The following is a 21,407-nucleotide window of genomic DNA, read 5'->3' as shown; positions in this document are numbered from 1 at the left end:
TACCCGAATTATTTAATAATTCGGGTATATTGTTGATTGGAAATAATTAAGTACGGTTATATACGAAGATTAAAAATCGATAATCTAAATTTATACAAAAATCCTAATTTTCAGCTTTAGAAAAATTTTAGATCTGAAGAATTTGATATTGCTTTATAAATAAATGTAAATCAGCTAAAATATCTATAAAATACAGAATCAAAGCATCAGTCATCAGAATGGAGTTAAGTATTCAGTAGAACTGACTCCTGAATTCTGACTCCTGTGAGCGCAGCGGGGCGTAGCCCATTCTGAATTCTTCTTCAATTTGATGAAAGAATGAAATATAACAGCCTTAATCAACTCTTCAGAAATAATCAGGCTTGGGTTGCCGAGAAACTGGCTCTAAACCCGAACTACTTTGAAGAATTATCTGACGGACAAACACCACCCTTTCTGTATATCGGTTGTTCTGATAGTCGTTTGCCCTTAACAAACTTTACCCGTACAGAACCGGGAGAGTTATTTGTACATCGTAATATTGCTAATCAAGTTTCTCTGACAGATATTAACTTTTTAGCAGTTTTAGAATATGCAATTCTACATCTGAAAGTAGAACACATTATCGTTTGTGGTCACTACGATTGTGGAGGAATTAAGGCGGCTTTAGAATGGAAAACCATCGGCATTATTGATAACTGGGTAAATCCAATTCGGGAATTGTATTTACAAAAAAAAGCAGAAATTGATGCCTTACCAACAAGAGAAGAACGTCTGAACCGTTTGGCGGAAATGAACGTTGCGGCGCAAGTGAAAAATCTTTACCAAACTTCGATCATGCGTCAGGTACTTTATACGCCAAAAGCGCCTATGGTTCATGGCTGGGTACTAAATATCAGTACTGGATTAATCAAAGATTTGAACGTTTCAACCTTGGAATGGCAATTGCATAACTGTCCCTTGCTTTTGGAATGGAATATACAGTAGTACTCTGTCAAGCCAAAAATGGCTGGTGAAGGTGGGGAGTAGGGAGTAGGGAGTGGGCAGTGGGGCATTGTCAGGTCTGGGAGGTGTGGGAAGCTTTTTTATAATCTCCTCCCCCACTCCCTCATCCCCCTCATCCCCCTCATCTCCCCCACTCCCCACTCCCCACTCCCCACTCCCAAAAACTCCATCCCTCACGGGTGGAGTTTTTCATTGCCCGATTGACATTGGGTAACAAGACACGATACATCATGATCGAGCCATTAAATTTTTTCAGATGACAAATTGTTTTAATTCCCAACTTTACCAGTATCAGGAGGGGTGGAAATGGATGTCAGCTTGATAGTATCCAACATCCTGAATCCGCCAGTCCTGTTTTTCTTTTTAGGTATGACTGCCGTTTTTGTCAAGTCAGATCTAGAAATTCCTCCACCAGTGCCGAAACTGCTTTCGCTTTATCTACTATTATCGATTGGTTTTAAAGGAGGGGTAGAACTCGTCAAAAGCGGAATCACTCAGGAAGTAGTTCTGACGCTGGCAGCAGCCATGTTGATGGCTTGTTTTGTCCCCCTTTACACATTTTTTATCCTCAAGCTGAAGTTAGCTATTTACGATGCTGCGGCGATCGCTGCAACATACGGTTCTATCAGTGCTGTCACCTTCATCACCGCTAGCTCCTTTCTGAACGAGCTTGGTATTGGCTTTGATGGCTACATGGTAGCAGCCCTCGCCCTGATGGAATCTCCAGCCATCATCGTTGGTCTGATCCTAGTGAATTTATTCTCCGTAGATGAAAAGCGAGAGTTTGCTTGGGGAGAAGTTTTGCGAGAAGCATTTCTTAACAGTTCAGTCTTTCTCTTGGTTGGTAGCCTGATAATAGGCTTCTTGACAGGAGAACGTGGTGGGAAGACTTTAGAACCCTTCACTCAGGGGATGTTTTATGGTGTTCTCAGCTTCTTTCTGCTGGATATGGGACTAGTGGCTGCCAAGAGAATTAAAGACTTGCAAAAAACGGGAGTTTTTCTGATTTTATTTGCCATACTAATTCCAATAGTTAATGCAGGCATTGGGTTGGCGATCGCCAAATTCATCGGTATGCCTCAGGGTGATTCGCTCTTGTTCGCGGTATTGTGTGCCAGTGCCTCTTACATTGCTGTGCCAGCTGCTATGCGGATGACTGTTCCAGAAGCAAACCCAAGCCTGTACGTTTCTACAGCTCTAGCAGTCACATTCCCGTTCAATATTATTGTGGGAATTCCGTTATATCTCTACGGAATTAACCTGTTTTGGAGGTAATAACATGCATCTAGTTAAAAAGATAGAAATTATCGCCAACTCTTTTGAGCTTGGCAAAATTTTAGATACTCTAGACAAGTCTGGTGTACATGGTCATGCTGTAATCCGAAATGTTGCTGGCAAAGGATTACGAGGAACGGCGGAAGATTTAGATATGACGATGCTTGATAATGTTTACATCATCGCCTTTTGTATGCCAGAAGAAATCAAGCGTGTTGTGGAAAACCTTAAACCACTACTCAACAAGTTTGGAGGCACTTGTTACGTCTCGGACGTAATGGAAATTCGCTCAATGAAGTGTGTTGCATCATTATAAAAGAATTATAAATCCAATGAAGCATTTCATGGAACGTCGTGACTTTTTAAAGTTAGGGGTCACAGGAGCATTCGGGATGATCCTAACTGCCAGTGATTTCCTCTGGCGAGTTGAACAGGCCAAAGCTGCCGAATTGCCTCCTCAAAATCTCAGTCCCGACGACGCATTGCAAAAACTGATACAGGGAAATCAGCGGTTTGTTCAGCATGAACCCCAATATCCCGATCAATCTGCGGCTCGGTTGCAGGAAGTTGCTCAAGCGCAACATCCATTTGCAACTATCCTCAGTTGTGCGGATTCACGAGTACCCGCAGAAATTATTTTTGACCAGGGTATCGGAGACATATTTGATGTTCGCCTCGCTGGAAATATTGCCACGCCAGAATCCCTCGGTAGTATCGAATATGCCGTTACTTTATTAGGTACGCCGCTACTGATGGTGCTGGGTCATGAGCGATGTGGAGCCGTAACCGCCGCAGTGAAAAATGAAGCGCTACTCGGTGATATTGGTAGCTTTGTTGAGGCGATTAAGCCAGTTGTGAAAAGTGCCAAACTTCAGCCAGGGGACGCGGTTGAGAATGCTGTGGTTGCGAATGTGCAATATCAAATTACACGACTGAAGCGATCGCGCCTCTTAACTGAGCGGTTACAGTCCGGTAAATTAAAAATTGTCGGAGGTCGTTACGATTTAGATACGGGAGGAGTAACTATAATTACTTGATTCACCAAGATTAGTAGCGTATTCTCTCAATCAGAGATCGGATATTAATTACTTGAAGATTGAGAGCGTCCGCTAATATTTTGCTTCAAAAGTACTTCCAGATAGAAACGATGGGAAGAAAATCAACTCATCATCAGTTATGATTTCAATTCAGATAACTAATTTAGTAAGACGATTTTATTCTTTTTTATTTTAACTTTTGTCTTAATCATTTTGTAGAGGCAATTCATGAATTACCTCTACGGAAATCTTCTCCAGCATCTTTAACGCCGAAATTGGTACATCCAACTTACCCTACAAAGAATTATTTCTTAGCAATTATCCACACTGCATGAATAATGCCAGGAATGTAACCAAACAGCGTTAAAACTATATTAATCCAAAAGTCTATACCAAAACCTACTTGCAAAAAAACTCCTAAAGGGGGCAGGAAAATTGCACACAGAATCCGAACTAAATCCATTTAAGCCTCCTATTAATCTCATCTAATACAGCTTGTTGGGCAAATTATTCACCACTTTTCAAGCATGTTTATACTTCTCAAAGATAACATTGACCCTCTTAATCTAGATTGGGGTTGAGATGCGGTAAACCGCACTCACTCAACACTAGCCACCGCTGATTTTAGCTTTGTAACCAAGCTTAGTCAAAATCTCGACAATTTTCTGCTTGTGTTCGCCTTGAATTTCAATTTCGTTGTCTTTAATTGTTCCACCTGTACCACACTGAGTTTTCAACTGTTTGACCAAATCTGCCAAAGTTTCTGGTTTGGCTTGAAAACCGCTAATCACGGTGACGGTTTTCCCTTTGCGTCCTTTGCGGGAAGCTTGTACTTTGAGATTTTGTTGTTGTGGGGGCAATTCTGGAATTGGTCTTTCTGTAGCGGCAGAGTTATCGTTGCCAAATTCGCGGTAGATAAAGTTTTTATCGGAAGATTTGGAATTAGAAGAAGACATAAAATCTTTATTAAGAAAAATTTCAACGCACTGGAAACTTCAATTTTAAGGTTCGTGGACAGAAACGACAATTGCTGAACTCTAGGTCATATAGCAATCCGGAATCATATGTGAGAAAATACTTAACCTATAAACGTAGTTTTAAACACTCATTTATAACTTAATTTGGAGGCTAGAATTATATATATTGCATAATATATAGCTTAAAACTAAGTTTTATAAATCACGTTATATATCTCCGTATATTCTCATAAATCGTTTAGGATTGCTATATCACTATCATATAACGCTGTCTCATTAACTCTATTTAACTCGCTGTGCAAATCATCAAAGTCAACACCAAAGACATCCACTTGTTCGCGGGCTAGGACGGACAGAAAGTCCCGACGATTTAATCCAGCAACTGTGGCGGCTTTTTCCATTGAAATTTCGTGCTTCTGATACCAGTAAATCGCAGCAGTAAGGCGCATGTCCCCCACAAATTCTTCTGGATTGTGGCGATGGGCGCTAAATACTTCTTCTGGCAGATTAATCGTGACTAACGACATAAATTTACCTCTGAAAATCCTGAAAACGTATTTATTGCTCCATTCATTTCAGATAATGGTACTTGGGACTGGATATTGGGTACTGAAGAAAGTATTCCTAAATTTTTATTTCCTAGTCCCTAGTCCGCAGTCCCCAATCCCCAGTCCCCAATCCCCAGTCCCCAGTCCCCAATCCCCAGTCCCCAGTCCCCAGTCCCCAATCCCCAGTCCCCAATCCCCAGACAAGCCTAGACTTTCCTATAATAATTAAGTCATTTCCCTCATCAAAAATCAGCCTGTGACTACCACTCCCGTGTCTACAAACTCAACTGCTCAAGTTCCCGATACGCTAGGTCGGTTTGGACGCTTTGGCGGTAAATATGTACCTGAGACGCTAATGCCTGCTCTTGCTGAATTAGAAAGAGCTTATCAGCAGTACCGCAACGATCCTGGGTTTCAAGCAGAACTACAGCAGTTGTTGCGGGATTATGTAGGACGTGCCACACCATTGTATTTCGCTGAACGCCTGACTGCTCACTATGGCCGTCCCGATCGCACCGGCCCACAAATTTTCTTAAAACGTGAAGATTTAAATCACACTGGCGCTCACAAAATTAATAATGCCCTTGGTCAAGTATTGTTGGCAAAGCGCATGGGTAAACAGCGAATTATTGCCGAAACTGGTGCTGGACAACATGGAGTAGCCACAGCTACGGTTTGCGCTCGTTTTGGACTCGAATGCGTAATTTATATGGGCGTTCATGATATGGAACGCCAAGCCTTGAATGTCTTCAGAATGCAATTGATGGGGGCAGAAGTACGTCCGGTGGAAGCGGGAACGGGAACCCTCAAGGATGCCACTTCTGAAGCGATTCGGGATTGGGTGACGAATGTGGAAACTACTCATTACATCCTGGGTTCAGTAGCAGGACCTCATCCTTACCCAATGATGGTACGTGATTTTCATGCAGTCATCGGCCAAGAAACTCGCGCCCAAGCAATGGAAAAATGGGGTGGATTGCCTGATATTCTCATGGCTTGTGTCGGTGGTGGTTCCAATGCTATGGGACTATTTTATGAGTTTATCAATGAACCTTCTATACGGTTAATCGGAGTTGAGGCAGCCGGAGAAGGTGTCAACACCGAAAAACACGCAGCTACCTTGACAAAAGGGCGAGTTGGTGTCTTGCACGGGGCGATGAGCTATTTGCTGCAAGATGAGGATGGGCAAATCATTGAGGCACACTCAATTAGTGCAGGGTTAGATTATCCCGGTGTGGGACCAGAACATAGCTATTTAAAGGATATTGGTCGGGCGGAATACTATAGTGTGACGGATGCAGAGGCTTTGGCAGCGTTCCAGCGATTATCGAAATTGGAAGGGATTATTCCAGCATTGGAAACAGCTCATGCGATCGCCTACTTGGAAACCCTATGTCCCCAACTAACCGGCAGTCCTCGGATTATCATCAACTGCTCTGGACGGGGTGACAAGGATGTGCAAACAGTAGCCAAGTTTTTAAATCCTGCATAAGTAAACATACGTTAAATTTTGGGGAGAAAGCAACGATGGATCGACAATTCCAACACGCTATGCTACCGAAAACCACTCAAGACGAGTTGGCACGCCAAGAGTTTGTCCAAAGTTTAAAACTGCACATTTTCCGGAATCTCTCTGCTGGCAATAAAGTAATTTATGAAAAATTAGCCAAGCCAAAGTTTGAACAAGAACATCAGCGTCCTCCCCAAAATCGTTATGAAATTCGGGAAGTAATGCAGCACGAACCCTACTATCGCTGGACTGGTGCCCTGAAGCGGATTAGCCAGGAGATGTTATGGGATGCTGTAAATGCCAGCGTTGATAGACAACTGCCAGAGTTGATTGAACGGGCTAAAGACAAGGGTAGTGAACTAGGTACTTTAACCCTCGACCCGAATTTTCAAACACCTACTCATCAAAAAGCTGTAGATATTCACTGTATGCCTGGAGGATATCACAGCGAATTTACCGCTGATGATGTAGCCGCTGGCGCAACTTACGATCGCGGTGCTTATGTTTATGGTGTGGGTTGGTTGGGGCCACTCAACGATGACATGGGGTTATCCATAGTCCAAAACTATCTCTTACCAGAGTATCCCGATTTTCGACCGAGAAAAATTCTCGATATGGGATGTTCTGTGGGTCATAGCACATTACCCTATGTAGATGGTTACCCAGATGCAGAAGTCCACGCCATAGATATAGGCGCAGCGATGCTGCGTTATGGTCATGCAAGAGCCGAATCTTTGGGCAAACGCGTACACTTTTCTCAGCAAAATGCCGAACACACTAACTTTCCAGATGAGTCTTTTGACTTAGTGGTTTCTCACATTTTGCTACATGAAATTCCCCCGCCAGCCGTCCGTAAAGTGATGGAAGAATGTTATCGTCTACTAGCTCCCGGCGGAATGATGATTCATGTAGAAGCACCCCTGTATCGTCACATGGATGCTTACACACAGTTTGTTTTTGATTGGGAAACTGCTAACAACAACGAACCCTTCTGGAGTGCTGTACGCGATTTAGATTTGGTAGCGATAGCTACTGAAGCTGGTTTTGCAGCAGATAAGACATTTGAAAAATTTGTTCCTAATGGGGCATGGAAAGCTCAAGGTGATAAGTCTAAGAGTTTTGGCACTTGGTTTGTGGTTGCTGCAACCAAGTAAGTAGATTAATTCGTAATTCGTAATTGAGGAAGCCAGATTTTATCTGGGTTTCCTTCTTTTGTTATGTAACCTCTTTTTGGAGAATTGGAGTTAGGATGGCGAAAACAGCCAAGGGTAAACGACCAGTTTACTTAGAAAATTCGCAAAATGATAAATTGTTGGCGATGGTTATGGCTTTGACTGGTGAGGTGTCCGTGCTGCGCGATCGCCTCGACACCATTGAACGATTGCTAGAGGTTAAAGGTATTTTATCGGTTACTGAAATTGAAGGTTATGAACCTGATGCCAAAGTAATTAATGAGCGGGAAAAATGGCGTGCAGAATACATCGCGCGGGTGTTGCGTGTCGTCCAGGAAGAGTTACAAACTCTCAGCCAAGATTAATACAAAACAATTTTGGATTTTAGATTTTGGATTTTGGATTGACTCCATACTCGTAATACCAGTTCACAAAAGATAGATATGTTGTAGGGGTGTACAGTTGTACGCCCCTACAGGTTATTTACATCTGGTAAATATTTTTGAAAATGGTATAACTTGGGCGTTTCCGTTCTCCAGGTAGAGGTTTGAGTAAAAAATTGTACATTTGGCGAAAATCTCAGAAATCAACTCTCAATCCAAAATCTAAAATCTAAAATCCAAAATAGAAATAATCTTTCTAAAGCTAGAAGAAAATTATCTACGGACAGCACAATTTTTTTTGTAAGATTGTAAATTTAAAAGTTTACTGGTGGTTTTTGAACCGATAGCAACATAAGCAGAAGTATATAGACCGATAACCAAGTTGTTCAATCAACAATAGTCTGGTTAGATGGTCTGGAACTTTACTTTCAGCAAATGATTAGAACAACAATCTACGGCATTGGTTTAGGAACTATTTTTCTCAGTAGTGGAGCGATCGCTACTTCTATAACAGAGCCAACTTTCACGCCGAAGTCTTCACATATATCAAGTGATACTGTTGAGATTGCACAATCTACCATCAACACTGCTGCTATAGAACAGTCGGTTTTCACCCAAATTAATAGTTATAGAGCTTCTAAAGGGCTACCAGCGCTAACTCGTAATTCTGCCATCGATAATCAAGCCAGGATTCACAGTCAGAATATGGCTAGCGGTAAAGTGGCTTTTGGACATAGTGGAATTCAAGAGCGCCTGAAAGCGATCGGTATTACCTACAAAGCAGCTGGTGAAAATGTTGCTTACAACCAAGGGAGTAGTGACCCTGCTAAGCAAGCTGTTCAGGGCTGGCTGCAAAGTCCAGGGCATCTAGCCAATATCAAAGGTAATTATAATTTGACGGGGGTTGGTGTTGCCAGCAATAGTAAAGGACAAGTCTACTTCACCCAAATTTTCCTTCGCACATAGGTTGGGAAAGATTTATTGACATACTCCCACGGCTTCAAGCCGTGGGATTGTAGGCTCAAACAGCAATTGCAATCATTTGCTTCAGGTGTCTATTCCCCTTGTGTTCGTAGAATTTAAACTTCAAGGTTATCATTGCCCAATTTGCCAGTGTTTACACAGGGACAATAGCCACCACTTCAGCATATTTTCATTAAAAAAATTTTTTAGCGCCCAAAGATTAAAATTTCTAAAAAGTCAGGAGTTATACCTTTGACATTAAAGTGTATAACTTGAATAATCTTATTACGTAAAAATTCGGATTTATAGGACTACTATTTGATTTTTGAAAAGATACGTAGGGGAGCCAGCGCTGTCCGGGGGTTCCCCCCGTTGAAGCGACTGGCGTTGCGTTATCGGCGAGAGTACGGCACCAAATCCTTAAGAATGGTGCGTTACGCTGTCGCTAACGCACGCTACAAATACTTAATTTTGTTCAAAAATCAAACCGGATTCCTATATAAAGAAATCTGATTTGATTTTCGCTAAATATACTGAGAACTAAAATCCTATGCCGCTAGCTCTCAGTCAGTTTGGCTTTGAAAAAAATCAAATTGATTTCTATATAAATTGATAATAACAGGGTTGTATTATGTTTTTCTCAAATTCAAAATCGAGCTTCAAAATTACTCAAAAAAATAAAAGTTCCAATTTTTTGGGAACTCAAAATAACATAATGTTGCTCACTGGGTATTTAATTGCTCTACCGATTTTTACCTTGATAACTTTATCCTTATTATTGCCATTGTTGACCGTATTCACTACTGACTTATTCACTCCCATCGAAAACTCACATCACTCTACATCGATTCCTTGGATAGATGATCCATCTGAATGTGAACATAGTGGACGAAGCTGGCGCGATCGCAAGTGTTGGGATGATGAACACAGTCCCATGTTCTAAGTCAATTTCCCAGTTCAAGTAAACACACTTGAAACCCTTACCAATAAGAAGAAAATTGGTGTGACTATCGAACTGGAATTAAGATCGCAAATTCTGTACCTTGACCGGGAGAGGAGTTGCATTCGAGGGAACCGCCGTGTTTTTCTACTATAATTTGCTCGGCGATCGCCAACCCCAACCCCGTACCCTTACCCACAGCTTTAGTAGTAAATAAATGCTCAAATATTTTCTGTTTAACTGATTCACTCATTCCCATACCATTATCAGTAATGGCAATTTTTACACAGTTATTTTCTAGGGAAGTGGTAATTTTAATTTGGTTGGGATTGGCTTTAATATCTTCAAAACTACGTCCGTTGTTTGATTCCTCTAAAGCATCGATGGCATTGGACAAAATATTCATGAATACCTGATTTAATTGACCTGGAAAACATTCAATTTGCGGTAAATTGCCATATTCAGTGATAACTTCAATGGCAGGACGTTGTTCATTCGCTTTTAGACGATGTTTGAGAATGAGAATAGTGCTATCAATGCCTTGATGAATATTAAACGGCACTTTGTAATCGCGATCGGCACGAGAGAAAGTGCGGAGACTGGTGCTGATATTTTTCAGGCGATCGCACGCCATTGTCATGGAATCAAGCATTTTGGGTAAGTCTTCTAGGCTATATTCCAAGTCAATTTCTACTGCATGATCAAGAATTTCCTCACTCTTGTTGGGTAAATTTTCTTGATAGAGTTTCAAGTGTTCAACAATATCGGCGATAGTGGGTTTAGCTTGTTTAATACTGGCAGCAATAAAACCCAAAGGATTATTCATTTCGTGAGCCACACCAGCAACTAAATTACCCAACGCAGACATTTTTTCGCTTTGGATCATTTGTAATTGTGCTTGTTGCAGGTTTTGTAAAGCAGTTTCTAGCTCTTGTGCTTTTTATTGCAGTTTGACTTCAGCAATTTTGCGTAAGCGAAGCTCGTCGTAGACATCGGTAATATCATCTGCCAGGGAAGCAACTCCAATTAACTCGCCATCCGCACTCACAAGCGGATTGTTATACCAAGCACAAAAAATAGTTTTGCCATCTTTTCTCACATTTTCATTGATACTGTAATTGCCACCCTGATGCGATATAATATCGATGCTAACTCGCTCCATTTTTGCTTGAATTCTTTGAGGAATGATGAATTTGAATTCACACCCCAAAGCCTCCTGTTTGGTGTAGCCAAAGATTCTTTCTGCTGCTGGGTTCCAGTCAGTAACCTGAAAATTAGTATCCCACTCTATAACTGCCAGTGGAGTTTGCTGAACCAATAGCTGGAGTCTTTGCTGGGATGCTTGCAAGCGAGATTGTGCGGCGCTCAACTGATCAAGCGATCGCTCTAGCTGTTGGGAATACTCTAGCGATCGCTCATACAATCGGGCATTTTCTAAAGAAATGGCGGCTTGAGCGCAGAGTAAATTGAGCAGTTCCACGCGATCGCTTGTGAACGCCCCCATCGTTACATGGTTTTCTAGATACAACACCCCCAGCAATTTCCCTTGATGTAAAATCGGGCTGCACAAGATACTCTTGGGCTGGTGTTGCCCAATGTAGGGGTCATGAATTAACTGCGGATATACACTAGCATCAATAATCACTGCTGGTTGTAAAGTGCGTTTGACAGTATTAACTAAGCCAATCGGCACATCGATAGATTCTTCAACAGGCTCTGATTTGAGCAGCCTGGCAGAAAAATCAACTTTGGTATTTCCATTTTTCTGTAAACTCAACTTCGCTAATGCCCGAATCAGTAATTTATCTGACTCCATCAGCATTAACACGCACTTATCAGCTCCGGCATTTTCGACGACGATAGAAAGCAATGATGAAAGCAGTTTTTCAAATTCGATTTCGCTTGAGATAGTTTGGGAAGCTTTGAGAATTGCAACTAAATCTAAAGCCACAGAAGCACTGCTACTGGTGGATGTGGCGGAACTGGTGGGGGTAACAGTACCCAAGGCGAAGATAGTTTCGTTAGTGGAGAGGGGAGAACGTGTTTGCCCTAAGATGGGGGCGAGAAGTTGGGGATAGCGTCTTTCCAAGTCGGCGACTTTGGCTTTCGCACCCCAGCGAGCATACCCATAGTAGGCTTCGGTGATATATTCCCCAGCCATGCGTTCTCTGCTCCAGTTGAGGTAAAATTTAGCTGCGAGTTCATTGGCTAGAGCTTCTTCTTGGATATAACCGTGTTCTTTAGCCAGAGCAATGGCGCGATCGTAGTGATCGATTGCCTCGATCTTGTTTCCTAATACTCGGCATCGTTCTGCTTCTACCAAATGCCACTTGTGCAAATAGTTCATCGGTGCGTGGTTTGCCCACTTCTGCAATTTTGCTTGATTTGCCACCACCTGTTCCAGGCGATCGCTAGCCGCTGCTGCTAAAACTGTGAGAGACTCATAAAAATAAAATATTGGTATTGTAATGAAACCAGCAGCAGCTCCTAAATACTGTCTGCCATCCGTTGCAATTTCTAATAGATGTTGATCTTGCTCGCCGAACAGGTAGCCCAGAATCAGTTTATGGAGATAGAAGAACTGAAGCCCCATTTGGTCATTTGCTGCCAATAATTGAGAGAGGAATTGCACTTCGTCGCAGACATCCCCCACCAAAACACCAGGATTGTTAGCTCTGCCCAACAGATTCCAAACCACTTGTCGGAACATTTGGCAGTAGTTAAACATCATCACTTGCTTGAGGTTGCTCAGCACGTTGCTATATGTTTGGATCTCTAGCTCCAGAGTCCCCAGTTCCTGAGCGCTGAAGTAACAATAGTGGCAAGTATGAAATCCGCCGTAACCGCCAAACTCGAAGTCTCCGGTATCTAATCCTATTTGGTAGCTCTCCCGTAAAACTGGCAGTGATGCTCGCAGGTGAGTAGTTCCATGCAGGATGAGCGCTCCTACAAGCACGCGGGTTTTAGATTCGACTTCCCTGGCGTTGAATTTTTCCAATACCCCTAATGCTAATGTACCAGCACGATTGGCAGCTTCCATATCTTCTAACACGCCATTTAACAGCAGACCATAACTGGCATAAAAGAACGCAGATAATGGCGCATTGCCGTGCTGAATTGAGGCATTTACCTGGGACAGAATCACTAACGGGTATAGAGTAGGAGTCGTGATGTAAATGGCTGGCGCAATACAAGCAACAATTCTCATCGTTGCCAAGCTTTCTGTTGATGTCATTGGGGGTAGGTTCAACAACTCGGCGATCGCTCTGCTGTTAAACTGGTCAGCAGTATACTGAAATCCCTCCTTGATATCTTGCTGAGTTGGTTGATCGGGAAACTGAACGCCAAATTGATTCAGTACCTGTTTTCCCAAAGCGATGGCATGTAACAACTGGTGCTGCGATATGTAAGCTTGGAGCTTAATTTCATAGATTTTCACCTGATCGAGCGGTGTCTTCGCTTGAAGCAATACTGTTTCCACCCAGCGATCGATTTGTGCAAAATCTCTGGACAGAAAGGCATTTTCCGCTGCTAATTCATGTAGTTCCAGCGCCAATTCATACTGACTCTGCCAGCAATCGTGGTTGAGCAGCTTGATTCCCTTGGTTGCATAGGTTACGGCTGCTTCATAAGCGGTTGCAGTTCTACCTTTTTTAGCCGCTAGTAAGTTTAACCGAGCGATTTGCTCTTGTTCTTTGCCTTGAGTGATTAACGTCGATCCCATGTTCAGGTGATTGACAATATCAAATAGTTTTTCCTCCTGTTCTATTTCTGAGGTATTGTTGAGTAACAGTTGACCAATTTGCAGATGGATTGCTGTTTTCCGATCATCAGGAATCAGACAATAGGCAGCTTGTTGGACGCGATCGTGTATAAATTTGTATGTAACAGTCTGTTGATTTTCCAATGTACCTGCAAGAGTTTCTTGCCCGACATAAAACTTATAAAAATCACTAATGGGTAAAACTAAACCTTCTTGTAATGCTTTCCACAAAGTAGCAGCCGTCTCAATTTGTGATTGTTCCGAAACAAGTGCCAAAGTTTCTAAATCAAATTCATTGCCAATACAAGCAGCTAACTGCAACGCCTGTTCAGTTGATGGCGGCAGTTTTTGTAATTGAAATGCCATAAAAGCAACAACGTCATCTGTAACTGCTTGAATTGTTACTTGTGCAATATCAAATTGCCAACAGCTTAATTCAATATCAAATTGAATAAGATTTTCTTGATGCAATGCTTTGAGAAATTGGGTTGCAAAAAACGGATTGCCTTTGGTTTTCTGATAAATCAATACAGAAAGACTCCATGCCAAATTTTCTGTACATTTCAGTGTGTCAGCAACTAATTTATTTACTTGTAGTTGACTCAATGGTTCTAGAGTAATTGTATTAATTGTTGCTTGTGATTTGGCAATCTCATTCAAACTTAATGTTAATGGATGTGCTGTGTGGACTTCGTTATCACGATATGCACCAATTAATAAAAGATGATCTGCATCAGCCATTAAAAGCTGCATTAATTTTAGTGATGCCGAATCTGCCCATTGCAAATCATCTAAAAACATCACTAAGGGATGTTCTGCACTGGTAAAGACTTGAGTAAAATTTTGAAATAATAAATTAAATCTATTTTGTGCTGCTGTTCCTGATAGCTCTATGGTAGGTGGTTGTTGACCAATAATTATTTCTAGTTCGGGGATGACTTCAATGATTAGCTGTCCATTTTTTCCAACTGCTGACAATATTTTGTTTTTCCATTGCTGAATCTGTGCATCAGTTAGAGTTAACAATTGCCTCATTAAATCTCGGAATGCTTGCACAAAGGCACTAAGGGGAATATTCCGTTGAAACTGGTCATATTTGCCTTTGATAAAATAACCGCGTTGGCGAACAATTGGTTTATGAACTTCGTTGACAACCGCAGTTTTTCCAATTCCAGAAAACCCAGCTACCAGCATCATTTCAGTTGCGCCAAGACTCACTCTCTCAAAGGCTTGGAGGAGGGTTGATACTTCGGTTTCTCTGCCATAGAGTTTATCAGGGATGATGAAGCGATCGCACACATCCCTTTGCCCAATTTCAAAACTCCGAATTTCACCAGTTTTTTTGAGTTGATATAAACAATTCTCTAAATCAAACTTCAATCCCAATGCACTTTGATAGCGGTCTTCAGCATTTTTCGCCATCGATTTCATGACGATATCAGAAAGCACCTGTGGAATTTCTTCCCTATGCCTTAATACAGTCGGCATTTTTGCAATATGACAATGCAACAATTCCATTGCATCATTTGATGGAAATGGTAATTCTCCACTTAGTAATTCATAGAAAGTCACACCCAAAGAATAAAAATCAGTCCGGTAATCAATCCCCCGATTCATTCTGCCTGTTTGTTCTGGAGAAATATAAGCCAGCGTTCCTTCTAAGACATTGGGATTGATAATACTTTGAGTTTCTCTTGGTAGTAGTGATGCAATACTAAAGTCAATTAATTTAACTTGTTTTGTTTGGGGATTAATTAATATATTGCTGGGTTTAATATCTTTATGAATAATGCGTTCGTGGTAGAGTATATCTAAGGTATTGCACAAAGCGATCGCAATTTGTAAAAATTCATCTAGAGACGCGGCATTATCATTGTTGGCGAAATAATCCTTAAGAGAAATTCCCCCAAAGTCTTCCATTACTAACATATAGCCATTTTGGTAGGGTTCGAGGCTATAGGTTTGAATGATTCCAGGATAGTTGAGATTTTTGGCGATGGTATATTGATTGCGAAATTGTACTAGTTCGCTAAAGCTGGGATAAGGATTCTTTAGCAGCTTAATGACAGCTGGTAATGAATCAATCTCTCGAATACCTCGATAAACTAGGGTTCTCGAACCATCATAAAGTTTTTCACTCAGGCGATATCCAGGAATACTAATCATACATACCAAGTCTTAAACACCAGATTTAGTATTCCCATAAACACCAAATTTTTTCAGGAGTACGTAGGGCACTCGGTTCTTAAAACTCAACACCTCATATAGCAGTTTGAAATCGCGTGGAGTACAGACAATTCGTAGGGAACATGGCTGTGCTCCTACCGTGTATCTCATTCAAATGAAAATCGCTATGAGCATTAGCCGCATTAGCACAGAAGCCCACACTTACCACTTGCAGAAGTGTGGGAGTATGTCACGATAGATATGAGAGCCTGAGATCGCTTGAGCATGAATGCTGAGTATGAAAATATATCAAAAAACCATGCTTAAAGGCTGAAAGTAGGGTAATTGAGCATTAAAAGAGCATTTTTCAGAAAGTGAAGGCTGAAAGTATTGACAATATGTCGAGTTCGCGTAATCTGCAAGAAACTCACTTAAACCGTGCCCGCGCCAGTCTCAGACAGGCGCTGTCTTGGTATGGATATCTTCGTAAATCAGGACAGTTGTCATCTAGCCCAGAATTGGCAGGTTTGCTGAAACCAGAATTAGAAACTCTTAACTCCACACTCAACAAACTGGATTCTAATGTTATTAGAATTGCCGCCTTTGGTTTGGTGAGTCGTGGTAAGTCAGCAGTTTTAAATGCTTTGCTGGGAGACAAAATTCTCCAAACTGGCCCCTTAAATGGTGTCACCCAATGGCCTCGTTCGGTACGCTGGCAGCCAGGGGATAAGGTGTTAGTAGAGTTAATTGATACACCAGGATTAGATGAAATCGAGGGTGAGTCACGGGCAGACATGGCACGAGAAGTCGTGCTACAAGCCGATTTAATTTTGTTTGTCGTGTCTGGTGATATTACACGCACTGAGTATCAAGCATTGCAGGAATTAAGGCGATCGCAAAAACCTTTGATTTTGGTGTTTAACAAGATAGATCTCTACCCAGATACAGACAAGGGCGCGATTTACCAAAATTTGCAACAACTCGGTGCAGGAAACCCCCAAGCAAAACCCCTACTACCCGATGAAATTGTCATGGTGGCGGCGGAACCAGCACCAATGGAAGTCCGGGTTGAATGGCCCGATGGCCGCGTCACCTATGAATGGGAGACGCCACCACCCCAAGTGGACGAACTCAAGCAAACAATTTTGAATATTCTCAATCGAGAAGGGCGATCGCTTTTAGCTTTAAATGCACTCATCCAAGCACGAGATGCAGAAGCCGCCATCGCTCAAAAAACCATCGATTTACGCCAACAAGAAGCCGAAGATATCATCTGGCAATTTACCAAATACAAAGCTTTGGCTGTAGCCTTAAATCCCATCGCCTTCTTAGATATCCTGGGCGGAACTGTTGCCGATTTAGCTTTAATTCGCGCTTTGGCACGCTTGTATGGGTTACCAATGACTAGTTATGAAGCAGGGAAAATCCTCAAAACGATTTTATTGAGTTCCGGTGGCTTACTTTTGGGAGAATTAGGTAGTAGCTTCATGCTGGGTTTGGGCAAAAGTACAGCTGCGATCGCCAGCGGTGACAATCCTACAAATATTACTGCCTTTGCTGGAAGTGCGATCGCCCAAGCTGGTATCGCCGGTTATGGCGCATACTCCGTTGGCAAAGCCGCTCAAGTCTATCTCGAAAAAGGCTGCACCTGGGGACAGTTGGGCGCTAGCAGCGTCATTCAAGAAATTCTCTCTCAAGTTGACCAAAACACAATTCTGTATCGTTTGCGACAAGAATTAGGGATAAAGTATTGAGAATAACTAAAAATTGTTTACCATTTGTTACCCTTTATAATCGTTTATCAACTTCTATCAAACTCTTCTGACAATTGCTGTCAATTTCCGATCCCCAATGCAAGATTGAGAACAGGATACAAAAAACGAACCGAGAGATTTTTATTTTCGGCATCCTCTTACTCAATCTTGATCTCTGGAAACATAAGGGTGAAAGCGACATGACAACAACCTTAAACGTAAACCAAGCTGCTGGTACAAATCTTGAGCAAGCAATTTTAGAAGCCATTACTGATGCTCGTACAACCTGTGATTTAAATGGCAGTAATTCTGCTAATTGTGCCGTAGCTTGGGATATCGTGGAAGAATTGCAAGCTGAAAAATCTCATCAACATCAAGCAAAGCAAAACAAAACCTCATTGGATAACTACTGCGATCGCCACCCAGATTCCGTAGAGTGTCTAATATACGACGTTTAACAAGAATTCAGGAGTCAGAATTCAGAATTCAGTATGAATTGGAGTCTGAATGGTGGATGAATGTGCAGGTTTAAGTCCAATACCCAAAACCCTCATGTAGAGACGCGATTTATCGCGTCTGATTTATCGCGTCTTCACAGGTCAATTACCCATACCCAATTAATTCTGAATTCTGAATTCTGAATTCTGTATTCTGTATTCTTCTTCAACCTTTCCGCAAATCACCTGTTGCTGATTGCGTTACTTCCTTAATCGCCTCTAAATCAGGCGGTGGTGTTTCACTTTCCATTCCCAACCATAAGAGAAATTCGATATTTCCAGCCGGGCCAGTAATCGGCGACCAAGTTAAACCTTTGTATTTCCATCCTAATTCATGAGCGACTTGCAACACCTGAAAAATCGCATCAGCTTGGTCGTTTGAATCGCGGACAACACCTTTTTTTCCCACACGGGATTTCCCGACTTCAAACTGTGGCTTGACTAACAATACAGCTTCCCGGCTAGCTTGAGTTAAATCCCACAAAGCAGGCAGAATTTTGGTTAAGGAAATAAACGAGACATCCACCACCGCCAAATCAGGAATCGGGTCATTTTCGCCATACAAATCATTTGGTCGTAGCTGTCGTAAATTGGTGCGTTCGCGCAAAATCACCCGCGAATCATTCCGCAAGCGCCAGTCAACTTGTCCATAACCAACATCAACACCGTAAACTAGTTTTGCCCCAGCTTGTAACAAACAATCAGTAAAGCCACCCGTAGAAATTCCACCATCTAAACAAACGCGTCCAGCTACAGGAATAGCGAAGACTGTCAAAGCTTTGGAGAGTTTTTCACCACCTCTAGAAACAAAAGGCGATCGCTCTTTAATATTTATTTGAGCTGCAATATCAACTTCAGTACCAGGTTTATCAACTACCTGCTGATTCACACTAACTTCCCCCGCCTGAATTAACCTCTGTGCCAAAGCGCGAGAAGAACATAAATTTAACTCTACTAATAATGTATCAAGTCGTTGTTTAACCAATTAACTAGACTCTCCTGGTAAGATTAAAGCCAAAGCACGATTAATAATTTCTTCTCGGTTAACTAGCTTTTCTAATTCTTCCACTTCATAACGCCCTTCTTTTACTTCTAGAGAAGCCTCATCAATAGCATTTAAATAAGCTTCTTCTAGAGTTTCCTTCAGTTCTTCTGGTGTGAGAAAATAACCACCAGCTTTGCGCCGCTTATTTTCTCGTTGAATTTCCCGAATTGAATTCCGAATCGAGACTTCCCAAGAGCGAGTCGTGCGATTTTCAGCTTGTTGTTTAATTAGATGTAACAAGAGAATCACCGCATAGCTACGAATCGTTTTGATTATGTCATTTCGGCTCATTTCTTCTAATTCGTCAACTATAATCAAAGCTCCTTGAATATTGCCTTGAAGAAGCAAGTCTTTCAAAATTAATAATTCTTCCATCATTAGCGCCTCAAACATCGGCAACTTCTACAGCAATCTTAAATCATTGGCGAAAAGTTAGATCCCTGACTTCTTTGAGGGGATCTGGACACCGTAAATTTTTACAGTGTTTGATAATAAATTTATACTATAAATTTTGCTCATATCCTGCCAAAAGCGTCTACGTCGGTTCGCCTTTAAGGGTTCCCGTAGCTTAGCCTGCACATCCTGCTACACGCTTTTCGCCGCAAAATCTCAAATCGTATAAGTCTTGGTAAATACTGCTACTATCTGAGGACTGAATTTTACAAAGCGTTAAATAATAGCCTAAAAGTTATATTTTTTTGTCAAAACCAACACATTTTTCTATTTTGCTTTAAGATGAGGCCTATATACTTGAATCAAAAAATTTTTTACAACATTTGGTGAACTTGCAGGAGTCAAATTACTGCACTCAAACCTGATATTTAAAACAGGAGATACGCTATCATGACACAGCAAAATGCTGCCCGACTTTTTGAAGCCGTAAAACGAGATCAAGCATTACAGCAAAAGCTCAAAGCAACAGCTAATCCAGAAGCCTTTATCAAGATTGCTCGTGAACGTGGCTATGAATTCACCGTTGCAGAACTAGAAACTGAGATTGATAAATTGTCAGAAGAAGATTTAGCCGCCATTGTCAATCCAGGATGGGGGACTAGACGCCACCTTAATCCTAGATAATTCCTACTTTAGAAAACTTAAAGTATGGGAAAAACTGGATTTTCAAAGGGATTTATAAATAAAAACAATACTATGGTCGTTGACTTTCAACAGCTATGCGATTGTTTTTATTCCCTTAGAGTTATGAAGATTTGCGAATTGCGTAGGCGCAGCCCAACCCAGGCATTGCTCTAACTTTTTTCTTCTTCGAGAATACACAACTTATAGCGTTTCCCCACAAGTGTACCTGTAGGGACAAGGCAGTGCCTATTGGTGTCAACTTAAGCTGAAACGCTTGTCCCACATCCGCTTTACCCCCCTTAATCCCCCCGATGGATTGGGGGGAAAAAGGAATCTAGTTCCCTCCCCTTTACAAGGGGAGGGTTAGGGTGGGGTAACGCGGTAAGTAACGGTAAATAAATGAACTCAACATCACGTCTTGACAAGGGTTTCACGTTAAGTTGACACCAATGGGCAGTGCCGTGCCCCTACACCTTGCGATATGATGTTGTACTGCATCTGAATGGGAACCGCTATGAGATAATTAAGATACAGCAAAATCCGTGTATTGCCGTAGTTCAGCTGGATGGAAACCCAAAACAATATCTTCACGGGGGATACCTGCTTCCAATAATGCCTCCGCTACTGGCTGGGAAGTACCATCATATTGAATCCAAACTTTATTGTTAATAATATCTATATGTACTACCGAACCATGTACGCGCCGCACACCATCCCAACCGACGTGTAACACTTCATAATGGTCTCGTTCTGAGTCAATGACAGCTTCTGTCTCTATTTGACCATTAGCAGGTTTGTGACCAGCATATTCAAATATCAACTGACGAATAATTTCACGATACCGAGCTAGTTTATCCATTTGATAATCCTCTCTAGTTGCTCATCAAAGACAATTAGGTTTATTCCTATACTGTTAAGAATTAGCTGACCAAAGCGTTCGGAAAATATACCTTCGTCAACTCGTTTGGGAACTGCTAAATAAAGCTGGCGTTTTGGCTCTAATTCTTTAAGCACGGTGCGATATATTTCATACTGTCCGACTGCTTCTTGAAGGTCACTCACTGGAGACAAACTCAAAAAACTTTTGATTTCAACAGCTATTTTTTCATCACCCCTCTCAGCTGCAATGGTAACTCTTTCTGCTCCAATATCTACGTAAAGTTCTCTACCTCCATAGGCGAGATATAAAGGATCGTTGGTTATTGTCCAACCATCTGCTGCAAGTGCTTTGATGACTGCATCGTGATAGATATCTCTGGCAGGCATTAGTCGAAGACAACTCCAAAAACACAGCTTTAACCTAACAAAACTATTTT

At 41.7% G+C, this 21,407-nt stretch carries 20 protein-coding genes and 1 pseudogene; 12 read left to right on the top strand and 9 right to left on the bottom strand.

Translation table 11 applies throughout. The features are described from left to right. Positions 1-318: 318 nt before the first annotated feature. From IQ276_RS19695 to IQ276_RS19680, 4 genes are all read left to right on the top strand, one after another. Positions 319-966, top strand: a complete 648-nt coding sequence (locus IQ276_RS19695) for a carbonic anhydrase (RefSeq protein ID WP_193925031.1) — start codon at positions 319-321, stop codon at positions 964-966. Between the two features lie 324 nt (positions 967-1,290). Then, positions 1,291-2,259 (top strand): sodium-dependent bicarbonate transport family permease, encoded by a 969-nt coding sequence (locus IQ276_RS19690; protein ID WP_193924100.1) that lies wholly within the window; start codon positions 1,291-1,293, stop codon positions 2,257-2,259. 4 nt (positions 2,260-2,263) lie between these two features. After that, complete coding sequence (locus IQ276_RS19685; RefSeq protein WP_190877030.1) at positions 2,264-2,575, top strand: P-II family nitrogen regulator; 312 nt, start codon at positions 2,264-2,266, stop codon at positions 2,573-2,575. A gap of 28 nt (positions 2,576-2,603) precedes the next feature. Beyond that, entirely contained in the window at positions 2,604-3,296 is a 693-nt protein-coding gene (locus tag IQ276_RS19680) for a carbonic anhydrase (protein WP_193924104.1), read from the top strand. Between the two features lie 304 nt (positions 3,297-3,600). On the opposite strand, the gene IQ276_RS19675 is transcribed toward IQ276_RS19680, so the two are convergent. The 3 genes from IQ276_RS19675 to IQ276_RS19665 all read right to left on the bottom strand — a co-directional run bounded on the left by IQ276_RS19675 (position 3,601) and on the right by IQ276_RS19665 (position 4,800). Then, positions 3,601-3,759 (bottom strand): YqaE/Pmp3 family membrane protein, encoded by a 159-nt coding sequence (locus IQ276_RS19675; RefSeq protein ID WP_099065790.1) that lies wholly within the window; start codon positions 3,757-3,759, stop codon positions 3,601-3,603. 145 nt (positions 3,760-3,904) lie between these two features. Continuing rightward, complete coding sequence (locus IQ276_RS19670; RefSeq protein WP_190877028.1) at positions 3,905-4,252, bottom strand: translation initiation factor; 348 nt, start codon at positions 4,250-4,252, stop codon at positions 3,905-3,907. Between the two features lie 248 nt (positions 4,253-4,500). After that, the gene (locus IQ276_RS19665) at positions 4,501-4,800 is read right to left on the bottom strand and encodes a UPF0175 family protein (RefSeq protein ID WP_193924101.1); all 300 of its coding nucleotides are present in this window, start codon (positions 4,798-4,800) and stop codon (positions 4,501-4,503) included. Positions 4,801-5,077: 277 nt separating this feature from the next. Between IQ276_RS19665 and trpB the strand changes: the two genes are divergently transcribed. The 5 genes from trpB (at position 5,078) to IQ276_RS19640 (ending at position 9,792) form a co-directional block, all read left to right on the top strand. Continuing rightward, positions 5,078-6,313: a tryptophan synthase subunit beta gene (trpB, locus tag IQ276_RS19660; RefSeq protein ID WP_193914493.1), complete on the top strand. Its 1,236-nt coding sequence runs from the start codon at positions 5,078-5,080 to the stop codon at positions 6,311-6,313. Positions 6,314-6,348: 35 nt separating this feature from the next. Further along, positions 6,349-7,485, top strand: coding sequence for a class I SAM-dependent methyltransferase (locus IQ276_RS19655; RefSeq protein WP_193914495.1), 1,137 nt, complete (start codon positions 6,349-6,351; stop codon positions 7,483-7,485). A 95-nt stretch (positions 7,486-7,580) separates the two neighbouring features. After that, entirely contained in the window at positions 7,581-7,868 is a 288-nt protein-coding gene (locus IQ276_RS19650) for a hypothetical protein (RefSeq protein WP_190877020.1), read from the top strand. 453 nt (positions 7,869-8,321) lie between these two features. Then, positions 8,322-8,852, top strand: coding sequence for a CAP domain-containing protein (locus tag IQ276_RS19645; protein WP_193914497.1), 531 nt, complete (start codon positions 8,322-8,324; stop codon positions 8,850-8,852). A 712-nt stretch (positions 8,853-9,564) separates the two neighbouring features. Beyond that, positions 9,565-9,792: a hypothetical protein gene (locus IQ276_RS19640; protein WP_190877016.1), complete on the top strand. Its 228-nt coding sequence runs from the start codon at positions 9,565-9,567 to the stop codon at positions 9,790-9,792. A gap of 64 nt (positions 9,793-9,856) precedes the next feature. Here the strand turns inward: IQ276_RS19640 and IQ276_RS41280 are convergent. Next, positions 9,857-10,726: pseudogene (locus IQ276_RS41280) on the bottom strand (sensor histidine kinase); the annotation flags it as partial. A gap of 3 nt (positions 10,727-10,729) precedes the next feature. Further along, the gene (locus tag IQ276_RS19630) at positions 10,730-15,718 is read right to left on the bottom strand and encodes an AAA family ATPase (protein ID WP_228042863.1); all 4,989 of its coding nucleotides are present in this window, start codon (positions 15,716-15,718) and stop codon (positions 10,730-10,732) included. Positions 15,719-16,116: 398 nt separating this feature from the next. Between IQ276_RS19630 and IQ276_RS19625 the strand changes: the two genes are divergently transcribed. Then, positions 16,117-17,472: a GTP-binding protein gene (locus IQ276_RS19625; RefSeq protein ID WP_193914499.1), complete on the top strand. Its 1,356-nt coding sequence runs from the start codon at positions 16,117-16,119 to the stop codon at positions 17,470-17,472. A gap of 200 nt (positions 17,473-17,672) precedes the next feature. After that, a complete protein-coding gene (locus IQ276_RS19620; protein ID WP_190877010.1) occupies positions 17,673-17,930 on the top strand; it encodes a Calvin cycle protein CP12 in 258 nt (85 codons plus the stop codon). Positions 17,931-18,135: 205 nt separating this feature from the next. On the opposite strand, the gene IQ276_RS19615 is transcribed toward IQ276_RS19620, so the two are convergent. Both IQ276_RS19615 and IQ276_RS19610 read right to left on the bottom strand, forming a co-directional pair. Further along, positions 18,136-18,954, bottom strand: coding sequence for a TlyA family RNA methyltransferase (locus IQ276_RS19615; RefSeq protein ID WP_193914501.1), 819 nt, complete (start codon positions 18,952-18,954; stop codon positions 18,136-18,138). Continuing rightward, on the bottom strand, positions 18,955-19,389 hold the full coding sequence (locus IQ276_RS19610) for a DUF29 family protein (RefSeq protein WP_193914510.1): 435 nt from the start codon (positions 19,387-19,389) through the stop codon (positions 18,955-18,957). 468 nt (positions 19,390-19,857) lie between these two features. Here IQ276_RS19610 and IQ276_RS19605 point away from each other — a divergent pair, with 468 nt between their 5' ends. Beyond that, positions 19,858-20,091 (top strand): Nif11-like leader peptide family natural product precursor, encoded by a 234-nt coding sequence (locus IQ276_RS19605; RefSeq protein ID WP_190877007.1) that lies wholly within the window; start codon positions 19,858-19,860, stop codon positions 20,089-20,091. A 523-nt stretch (positions 20,092-20,614) separates the two neighbouring features. Here IQ276_RS19605 and IQ276_RS19600 read toward each other — a convergent pair. Then, entirely contained in the window at positions 20,615-20,950 is a 336-nt protein-coding gene (locus IQ276_RS19600) for a XisI protein (protein WP_190877086.1), read from the bottom strand. Further along, entirely contained in the window at positions 20,938-21,357 is a 420-nt protein-coding gene (locus tag IQ276_RS19595) for an element excision factor XisH family protein (RefSeq protein ID WP_193914503.1), read from the bottom strand. Before IQ276_RS19595 ends, IQ276_RS19600 begins: the two co-directional genes overlap by 13 nt. Positions 21,358-21,407 lie beyond the last annotated feature (50 nt).

Origin of the sequence: Desmonostoc muscorum LEGE 12446, assembly GCF_015207005.2 — a bacterium.
In the GTDB taxonomy this organism is placed as follows: Bacteria; Cyanobacteriota; Cyanobacteriia; order Cyanobacteriales; family Nostocaceae; genus Nostoc; species Nostoc muscorum.
The sequence above is the reverse complement of the archived record's forward strand: the minus strand, read 5'-3'. Positions and strand labels throughout refer to the sequence as shown.